Annotated in this window: 7 protein-coding genes; all 7 read left to right on the top strand. The window is 65.9% G+C overall.

Annotated features, from left to right (window positions below):
- Window positions 1–396 precede the first annotated feature (396 nt).
- Window positions 397–987: a ribosome maturation factor RimP gene (gene rimP / locus AC1VXD_RS12815; RefSeq protein WP_482992353.1), complete on the top strand. Its 591-nt coding sequence runs from the start codon at window positions 397–399 to the stop codon at window positions 985–987.
- Between the two features lie 4 nt (window positions 988–991).
- Window positions 992–2,503 carry a transcription termination factor NusA gene (gene nusA / locus AC1VXD_RS12810; RefSeq protein WP_108769448.1) on the top strand — a complete coding sequence of 504 codons (1,512 nt, stop codon included), beginning with the start codon at window positions 992–994 and terminating at the stop codon, window positions 2,501–2,503.
- 92 nt (window positions 2,504–2,595) lie between these two features.
- Window positions 2,596–5,244 (top strand): translation initiation factor IF-2, encoded by a 2,649-nt coding sequence (gene infB, locus AC1VXD_RS12805; protein ID WP_482992352.1) that lies wholly within the window; start codon window positions 2,596–2,598, stop codon window positions 5,242–5,244.
- 124 nt (window positions 5,245–5,368) lie between these two features.
- On the top strand, window positions 5,369–5,752 hold the full coding sequence (rbfA, locus tag AC1VXD_RS12800; protein ID WP_019660575.1) for a 30S ribosome-binding factor RbfA: 384 nt from the start codon (window positions 5,369–5,371) through the stop codon (window positions 5,750–5,752).
- 106 nt (window positions 5,753–5,858) lie between these two features.
- On the top strand, window positions 5,859–6,767 hold the full coding sequence (gene truB, locus AC1VXD_RS12795) for a tRNA pseudouridine(55) synthase TruB (protein WP_482992351.1): 909 nt from the start codon (window positions 5,859–5,861) through the stop codon (window positions 6,765–6,767).
- Between the two features lie 172 nt (window positions 6,768–6,939).
- A complete protein-coding gene (rpsO, locus tag AC1VXD_RS12790) occupies window positions 6,940–7,200 on the top strand; it encodes a 30S ribosomal protein S15 (RefSeq protein WP_005410445.1) in 261 nt (86 codons plus the stop codon).
- 150 nt (window positions 7,201–7,350) lie between these two features.
- On the top strand, window positions 7,351–9,459 hold the full coding sequence (gene pnp, locus AC1VXD_RS12785) for a polyribonucleotide nucleotidyltransferase (protein WP_482992350.1): 2,109 nt from the start codon (window positions 7,351–7,353) through the stop codon (window positions 9,457–9,459).
- Window positions 9,460–9,497 lie beyond the last annotated feature (38 nt).

Genomic DNA, 9,497 nt, shown 5'->3' with positions numbered 1-9,497 from the left:
GCCTCGGCGCGTCTCTTTGTTTTGTTTTGTTTTGGTGGGGCGGGGGGCGCCCCGCCGGGCCGGCCCCCCGGCGCCCGGGGGGGGGGGGGGCCCGGGCCCCGGGGGCCCCGCCCCGGCGAGCGCAGCGGCCGGTTGCAAGGCGGCCCAAGCCTTGCACCAGCGAGGTGCAGCCGCTATCATCAGCGGCCTAGGCAGTACCCCTGAAGGCGGCCTCCCCACGGGAGACCCGGTCCGGAAGGAGGGCTCGCAACACGCTTACGCAGCGCGTTGCAACCGGAATCCAGTCACCGGAGTCTTTCCGGAAAAAGGGGCCCAGCGGGCCCTTTGTCGTTTCCGGGGCGTCATGTTTTCCCCGCCGGCCGTGGCCGGCACCCAACCAAGAGATCAAGGCAGGCTGTGAGCGACAAGGCAACCGACATCGCGAATCTGCTCGGCCCGACCGTTGTGTCGCTGGGCCTGGAGCTGCTGGGCGTTGAGTATCTGCCGGCCCCCGGCGGTGCGACCCTGCGCCTTTACATCGACGTGCCGCTGGCTGAACAGCCCGAGCGCATCATCAACGTGGACGACTGCGAGCGCGTCAGCCGCGAAGTGTCAGCGCAGATGGACGTCGAAGACCCGATCAGCGGCAACTACACGCTGGAAGTGTCTTCGCCGGGCGTCGACCGTCCGCTGTTCAACCTGGAGCAGTTCGGCCGTCACCTGGGCGAAATGGCCAAGGTCACGCTGAAGCTGCCGCAGGACAACCGTCGTCGCCTGCAGGGCCGCATCGGAGCGACCGACGAGGCTGCGGACACCATCACCTTCATCGTCGACAAGACCGAAGTGGTCGTGTCGGCGGACAACATCGACAAGGCCCGGATCATGCCGGACTGGGTTGCCCTGGGCCTGGCCCCGAGCAAGCCGACCGGCCCGGCGCCGAAGCGTCCGAAGCCGGACAAGAATTCTTCTTCCAACGAGCCGGCGGCAAAGAAGCCGCGCGCGGAGTGAGCCAATGAGCAAGGAACTGTTGCTGGTAGTGGACGCGGTCGCCAACGAGAAGGGCGTGCCGCGTGAAGTGATCTTCGATGCGATCGAGGCCGCCCTGGCGTCCGCAGCGAAGAAGCGCTATGCCGACGAGGAAGTGCTGACCCGCGTGGTCATCGACCACAAGGATGGCAGCTACGAAACCTACCGCCGCTGGGAAGTGGTGGCCGATGACGTGGTCATGGAATCGCCGGACCGCCAGATCCGCCTGATGGACGCCGTCGACGAAGCCGAAGGCGTGGACGTCGGCGACTACATCGAAGAACAGATCGAAAACCCCGATTTCGGCCGCATCGCCGCCCAGGCCGCCAAGCAGGTCATCGTGCAGCGCGTGCGCGAAGCCGAGCGCCAGCAGGTCGTCGATGCGTGGAAGGACCGCGTTGGTGAGCTGATCACCGGTGTGGTCAAGCGCGCCGAGCGCGGCAACATCTACGTGGACCTGGGCGGCAACGCCGAAGGTTTCATCCCGAAGGACAAGGGCATCCCGCGCGACGTGCTGCGCGCCGGTGACCGCGTACGCGGCTATCTGGCCGAAGTGCGTTCGGAACCGCGTGGCCCGCAGCTGTTCATCAGCCGCGCCGCCCCGGAATTCATGATCGAGCTGTTCAAGCTCGAAGTGCCGGAAGTCGGCCAGGGGCTGGTGGAAATCAAGGCCTGTGCCCGCGATCCGGGCGACCGCGCCAAGATCGCCGTGCTGGCCCACGATACCCGTACCGATCCGATCGGTGCCTGCATCGGCATGCGCGGTTCGCGCGTGCAGGCCGTGTCCAACGAGCTCAATGGCGAGCGTGTGGACATCGTGCTGTGGAACGACAGCCCGGCCAACTTCGTCATCAACGCGATGGCACCGGCCGAAGTGCAGTCGATCATCGTTGATGAAGACAAGCACTCGATGGATCTGGCCGTGGCCGAAGACCGCCTGGCCCAGGCCATCGGCAAGGGCGGGCAGAACGTGCGCCTGGCCAGCCGCCTGACCGGTTGGCAGCTGAACGTGATGACCCAGGACCAGGTCACCGCCAAGTCGGAAGCCGAGCAGTCGTCGGCCCGCCAGCTGTTCATGGACAAGCTGGAAGTGGACGAGGAAATCGCCGGCATCCTGGTCAGCGAAGGCTTCGGCACGGTGGAAGAAATTGCTTATGTCCCGGTTGGCGAACTGCTGGCCGTGGAAGGTTTCGACGAGGACATCGTCGAAGAGCTGCGCGCTCGTGCCCGCGATGCGCTGCTCAATGAGGCCCTGGCAGTCGAGGAAGGCCTTGAAGACGGCCAGCCGGCGCAGGACCTGCTGTCCCTTGAGGGCATGGACGAAGCCACCGCTTACGCGCTGGCCGGCCACGGCGTGCGCACCAGCGAGGAGCTTTCCGACCTGGCCGCCGACGAGGTCATGGACTTCGGCATCGAAGGGCTGGACCAGGAGCGCGCCGCGGCGCTGATCCTGGCCGCGCGTGCCGAGGAGATCGCCCGACTGGAACGCGGCGAATGAGCCGGCAATGAACAGGGCCCTGAGCCGATCAGGGCGTAGAATCCGCGCCACCTCCATCTGCGGGGGGGCGCCCACAAGATCATAGGATCCGAATGTCGCAGCAAACCACCATCCGCAAGCTTGCCGAACTGGTCAACACGCCGGTCGAGAAACTGCTGGAACAGCTGGCCGGTGCCGGCATGAAGTTCAGCGGTCCCGACCAGGTCGTGACCAGCACTGAAAAGGTGAAGCTCCTGGGCTTCCTTCGTCGCTCGCACGGCAAGCCCGAGCAGGCCCCGGAAGAGACGGATCAGTCTGCAAAGAAGATCACGCTCAACCGCCGGAAACAGCAAGAAGTGACGGTCAATTCCGGTCGTAGCAAGACGACCGTGAATGTCGAGGTGCGCCAGAAGCGTACCTACGTCAAGGATGGTGCGCGTGCCATGACGCCGGACGAAGAGCGTGCCGACATCCTGCGCAAGCTGGAAGAGTCGCGCGCCCGCAACCTCGCCGAACAGCAGGCCCTGGCCGAGAAGGATCGTCTGCGCGACGAGGCCATCGTCCGTGCCCGTGAGGAAGAGGTTGCCGCCAAGGAACGCGCCGAGGCCGAGAAGAAGGCTGCCGAGGAAGCTGCGGTTGCCGCCAAGGCCGCCGAGGCCCTGGCTGCCACCAAGCCCAAGCGCGCTCCGATCGACGAAACCGCGCCGCGCCCGCCGCGTACCCCGGCTGCCGCTCCGGCCGCACCGCGTGGTGCACCGCCGGCACCGCCCCGCAGCGACGACCGCAACAACCGCAGCGCGCCGCGCAGCGAGCGTGGCCCGGGCGATCGTTTCGCCGGCCAGATGCACCTGTCGGCTGCCGACCGTGCGCGTCGTGGCAACAGCAACAACAGCAACAACCGCGGTCGTCCGGGTGGTCGCAACCAGAGTGGCGGCCGTCGCGACATGTCGCGTGGTGGCAACAACGCGGGTCCGCACGCCTTCGAGCGTCCGACCGCACCGGTCGTGCGTGAAGTGGCGATCGGCGAAACCATCACCGTGGCCGACCTGGCGCAGAAGCTCGCGCTGAAGGGCGGCGAGGTGGTGAAGGCGCTGTTCAAGATGGGCGTGATGGCCACCATCACCCAGTCCATCGACCACGACACCGCCGCGCTGGTGACCGAAGAACTCGGCCACAAGGCGATCCGCGCCAATGACAACGACGCCGAAGACGCACTGCTGGCCTCGACCGGTGAAAACCAGGGCGAAGCCGTGCAGCGTCCGCCGGTTGTCACCATCATGGGCCACGTCGACCACGGCAAGACCTCGCTGCTGGATTACATCCGCCGCACCAAGGTCGCTCACGGCGAAGCCGGTGGCATCACCCAGCACATCGGTGCGTACCACGTTGATACGCCGAAGGGCGTCATCAGCTTCCTGGATACCCCGGGCCACGCCGCGTTCACCTCGATGCGTGCCCGCGGTGCCAAGCTGACCGACATCGTGGTGCTGGTGGTTGCCGCCGACGACGGCGTCATGCCGCAGACCAAGGAAGCGATCCAGCACGCCCGTTCGGCAGGTGTGCCGCTGATCGTGGCCATCAACAAGATCGACAAGTCCGGCGCCGACCCGATGCGGGTCAAGAACGAGCTGCTCTCCGAGCAGGTCGTGGCCGAAGACTTCGGCGGTGACATCCAGATGGTGGAGATCTCGGCCAAGACCGGCCTGGGCATCGACGACCTGCTGGACGCCGTCTCGGTCCAGGCGGAACTGCTGGAACTGAAGGCCGTTGACGACGGCCGCGCTGCAGGCGTGGTCATCGAATCCTCGCTGGACAAGGGCCGTGGCCCGGTCGCCACCGTGCTGGTGCAGCAGGGCCGCCTGAAGAAGGGCGATTACCTCGTGTGCGGCATCCAGTACGGCCGCGTGCGTGCGCTGTTCGACGAAACCGGCAAGCAGCCGGAGTTCGCCGGCCCGTCCATCCCGGTGCAGGTCCTGGGCCTGTCCGGCGTGCCGGAAGCCGGTGACGACTTCGTGGTCGTCGAGGACGAGCGCCTGGCCAAGGACGTTGCCCAGCAGCGTGAGACCAAGCGCCGTGAATCGCGCCTGGTCGCCACCGCTGGCAGCCGCATGGAAGACATCATGGCGACCCTGGGCAAGGGCGAGGGCCAGCAGGTCCTCAACCTGGTCATCAAGGCCGACGTGCAGGGTTCGGTGCAGGCGCTGAGCCAGGCACTGGTCGCGCTGTCCAACGAAGACATCCGCATCAACGTGATCCACTCCGGCGTGGGCGGCATCACCGAATCGGACGCCAATTCGGCTGCCGCTTCGAAGGCCACCGTCATCGGCTTCAACGTGCGTGCGGACGCTTCGGCCCGTCGCATCATCGAATCCAACGGCGTGGACCTGCGTTACTTCTCGATCATCTATGACGTGATCGACCAGGTGAAGCAGGTGGCATCCGGCCTGCTGGGCGTGGAGATCCGCGAAGAGATCATCGGTATTGCCGAGGTCCGCGACGTCTTCCGCAGCTCCAAGCTGGGCGCGGTTGCCGGCTCGATGGTCATCGAGGGCGTGGTCAAGCGCAACAAGCCGATCCGCGTGCTGCGCGACAGCGTGGTGATCTTCGAGGGCGAGCTGGAATCGCTGCGTCGCTTCAAGGAAAACGTCGAGGAAGTCCGCAACGGTACCGAATGTGGTATCGCGGTGAAGGCCTACAACGACGTCAAGCCGGGTGACCAGATCGAGTGCTTCGAGCGTATCGAAGTGCCGCGCACCCTGTAATGCTGCAAGGTGGCCCGACCAACGGTCGGGCCCTACCGTGATGTAGAACCCGGCCAATGGTCGGGTACCATGTAGATGTAGCGCCCGACCGTTGGTCGGGCGACAACTGAACCAAGAGCTCCTCGTGCCCAAGACTTTCCATCGAACCGACCGTGTCTCCGCCCAGCTGCGCCGTGAACTCGGCACCCTGGTGCACAACGCCGTGCGCGAGCACGGGTTGCCCTCGGTGAGCGTGTCCGACGTGGAAATCACCCGCGACATGGCCCATGCCAAGGTGTTCGTCACCGCGCTGATGCCGGAACGTTCGGCCGAAGCCGTGGCCGGCCTGAAGGAGCTGGGCTACCGCCTGCGCATGGACCTGGCCCGCGCGATGAAGCTGCGCCATGTGCCGGAGCTGCATTTCCACTACGACGACTCGGTCGACCGTGGTGAGCACATCGACAATCTCCTGCGCGACCTGCCCGATACGCTGGCCGCAGAGAAGCGTCGCGAGAGCGACGAAGAATAAGCTTGCGCCGGGTGATGCCCGGCGTTTTCCATTCTGACCGTGCGAGGCCGGACACTGGCCGCGCTTCGCGCTCGCCGGGCATGGCCCGGCGCTACCCGTATTTGTCATGACGCGAATTCAGTTCCGCCGCCTGGATGGCATCCTGCTGCTCGACAAGTCGACCGGCATGAGCTCCAACGCCGCCCTGCAGGTGGCCCGCCGCCTGTTCCGTGCCGAAAAGGGCGGCCACACAGGCAGCCTCGACCCGCTGGCCACCGGCCTGCTGCCGCTGTGCTTCGGCGAGGCGACAAAGATCGCCGGCCTGCTGCTGGGCTCGGCCAAGGCCTATGACGCCGAGATCCAGCTCGGCCAGACCACCGATACCGATGATTCCGAAGGCCAGGTGCTGCTGCAGCGCCCGGTCCCGGCGATCAGCGCCGAGGCCCTGCAGGCCGCACTGGCGCCGCTGACCGGCAGCATCCTGCAGCGCGCCCCGATCTATTCGGCGCTGAAGCAGGGCGGCGAGCCGCTGTATGTGAAGGCTCGCCGCGGCGACGTCATCGAGGCGCCCGAGCGCGAGGTGCAGGTGCATGCCATCGAGGTGCTCGAGCAGCAGGCCGAGCGCCTGCGGCTGCGGGTGACCTGCGGTTCGGGCACCTACATCCGCAGCCTGGCCCGTGACCTCGGCGAGGCGCTGGGCTGTGGCGCCCACATCAGCGCGCTGCGCCGGCTGTGGGTCGAGCCGTTCCACGCCCCGGCCATGGTCACCCTGGACCAGCTGCGGGCGATGGTCCAGGCCGGCGACGAGGCGGGCATGGAGGCGCTGCTGCTGCCACTGGCTGCCGGCCTGGCCGAGTACCCGCGGGTCGACCTCGACGCTGAACAGGTGCAGCGCTTCTGTGTCGGCCAGCGCCAGCGCGACGCCACCTGGCCGCGCGGCCTGGTGGCCGTGTACGGTCCGGACGATGCTGTCCAGGGCCTGGGCCAGGTCGACGACAGTGGCCTGCTGGCCCCGCAGCGCCGGTTCAACCTCTGACCGGGGCAGGGCGGTTCAGCCCCGGTCCTTGTTCCCGGAGCCCCTGGCCGTTACAATTTCGCGGCCGTTTTCCGGCAACCTGCCTCGCGCGGGTTTCATCCTCGTAGTCCACGGCGAGCCTGGCGGTGCGCGACGCGCGTTCCTGCCGGCCACGCATCACTGAGAAAAAAAAATGTCGATCGACACCCAGAAGGTCATTGAAGACAACAAGCGCAGCTCGGCTGACACCGGCTCCCCGGAAGTCCAGGTTGCCCTGCTGACCGCCCGCATCGAACTGCTGACCGGCCACTTCAAGACCCACAAGAAGGACCACCACAGCCGTCGCGGCCTGCTGCAGATGGTCAACCGCCGTCGCAGCCTGCTCGACTACCTGAAGAAGAAGGACGTCGAGCGTTACAAGGCCCTGATCGAAAAGCTTGGCCTGCGTCGCTAAGCAAAGAATCCCCCGCGGCGCAGCGATGCGCCGCGGTTTTGTTTTGTAGCACCGGAATACCGATTCAGACCGGAACGATCCGGTCACCCGCTGGCGGCAAGGGTCGCCGACGGTCCAAATTCGCAGACAGCATCCCCAAGGACACCCTCCGTGGCAAAAATCACCAAAACCTTCCAGTACGGCAAGCACACCGTCACGCTTGAAACCGGCGAAATCGCCCGTCAGGCCGGTGGCGCCGTCATCGTCAAGTTCGACGACACCGTGCTGCTGGTCTCCGCCGTTGCCGCCAAGAGCGCGCGCGAAGGCCAGGATTTCTTCCCCCTGACCTGTGACTATCAGGAGAAGTTCTACGCAGGTGGCCGTATCCCGGGTGGCTTCTTCAAGCGCGAAGGCCGCGCGACCGAGAAGGAAACCCTGATCTCGCGTCTGATCGACCGTCCGATCCGTCCGCTGTTCCCGGAAGACTACAAGAACGAAGTCCAGATCATCGCCACGGTGATGTCGCTGAACCCGGAAATCGACGGTGACATCCCGGCCCTGATCGGTGCCTCGGCTGCCCTGTCGCTGGCCGGCACCCCGTTCAAGGGTCCGATCGCTGCGGCCAAGGTCGGTTACAAGAACGGCGAATACATCCTCAACCCGACCGTGTCGGAGCTGAAGGAATCGGAGCTGGAGCTGGTCGTTGCCGGTACCGCCAACGCCGTGCTGATGGTTGAATCCGAAGCCGCGCTGCTGTCCGAAGACGTGATGCTGGGCGCCGTGACCTTCGGTCACCGCGAAATGCAGAAGGTCATCAACGCGATCAACGAGCTGACCGTGGAAGCCGGCACCAAGCCGTCGACCTGGGTGGCCCCGGCCAAGAACGACGTGCTGATCAGCGCCCTGCAGGAAGCCATCGGCCCGCGCCTGGGCGAAGCCTTCCAGGTGCGCGACAAGCTGCAGCGCCGTGACGCCATCTCGGCGATCAAGAAGGACGTGGTCGAATCCCTGGCCGGCCGCGTGGCCGCTGAAGGCTGGAACCCGGCCGAGCTGTCGAAGGAATTCGGCGAGCTGGAATACAGCACCATGCGCAACTCGGTGCTGGACACCAAGGTCCGCATCGACGGCCGTCAGCTGGACACCGTCCGCCCGATCGCCGTGCAGACCGGCATCCTGCCGCGTACCCACGGTTCCTCGCTGTTCACCCGCGGTGAAACGCAGGCCATCGTGACCATCACCCTGGGCACCGCCCGTGATGGCCAGGTCATCGATGCCGTCTCCGGTGAGTACAAGGAAAACTTCCTGTTCCACTACAACTTCCCCCCGTACTCGGTGGGTGAGACCGGCCGCATGATGGGCCCGAAGCGCCGCGAAATCGGCCACGGTCGTCTGGCCAAGCGCGGCGTGCTGGCTGTCATGCCGTCGCTGGAATCCTTCCCGTACACCATCCGCGTCGTCTCGGAGATCACCGAGTCGAACGGTTCCTCGTCGATGGCCTCGGTCTGCGGTTCGTCGCTGGCCCTGATGGACGCCGGCGTGCCGGTGAAGGCGCCGGTTGCCGGTATCGCCATGGGCCTGGTCAAGGAAGGCGATCGCTTCGTCGTCCTGTCCGACATCCTGGGTGACGAAGATCACCTGGGCGACATGGACTTCAAGGTTGCCGGTACCGCTGAGGGCATCTCCGCCCTGCAGATGGACATCAAGATCGAAGGCATCACCGAAGAGATCATGAAGCAGGCTCTGCAGCAGGCCAAGGCCGGCCGTCTGCACATCCTGGGCGAAATGGCCCACGGCCTGACCGCTCCGCGCGAAGAGCTGTCGGACTACGCGCCGCGCCTGCTGACCATCAAGATCCACCCGGACAAGATCCGCGAAGTGATCGGCAAGGGTGGCTCGACCATCCAGGCCATCACCAAGGAAACCGGCACCCAGATCGACATCCAGGATGACGGCACCATCGTCATCGCATCGGTCAACGCCATCGCTGCCCAGGCCGCCAAGGCCCGCATCGAGCAGATCACCTCGGACGTCGAGCCGGGCCGCATCTACGAAGGCAAGGTCGCCAAGATCATGGACTTCGGTGCGTTCGTCACGATCCTGCCGGGCAAGGACGGTCTGGTCCACGTGTCGCAGATCTCCAGCGACCGCGTCGAGAAGGTCGGCGACGTGCTGAAAGAAGGCGATGTGGTCAAGGTCAAGGTCCTGGAAGTCGACAAGCAGGGCCGTATCCGCCTGTCGATGAAGGCCGTCGAAGAAGGCGAAGGCGCCAGCGCCGAGTAATCGGCGCAGCCGGTTACCGTAGGTGAGGGCCGTTGGTC

This window comes from Stenotrophomonas sp. STEN054 (genome assembly GCF_056854535.1).
The sequence above is the reverse complement of the archived record's forward strand: the minus strand, read 5'-3'. Positions and strand labels throughout refer to the sequence as shown.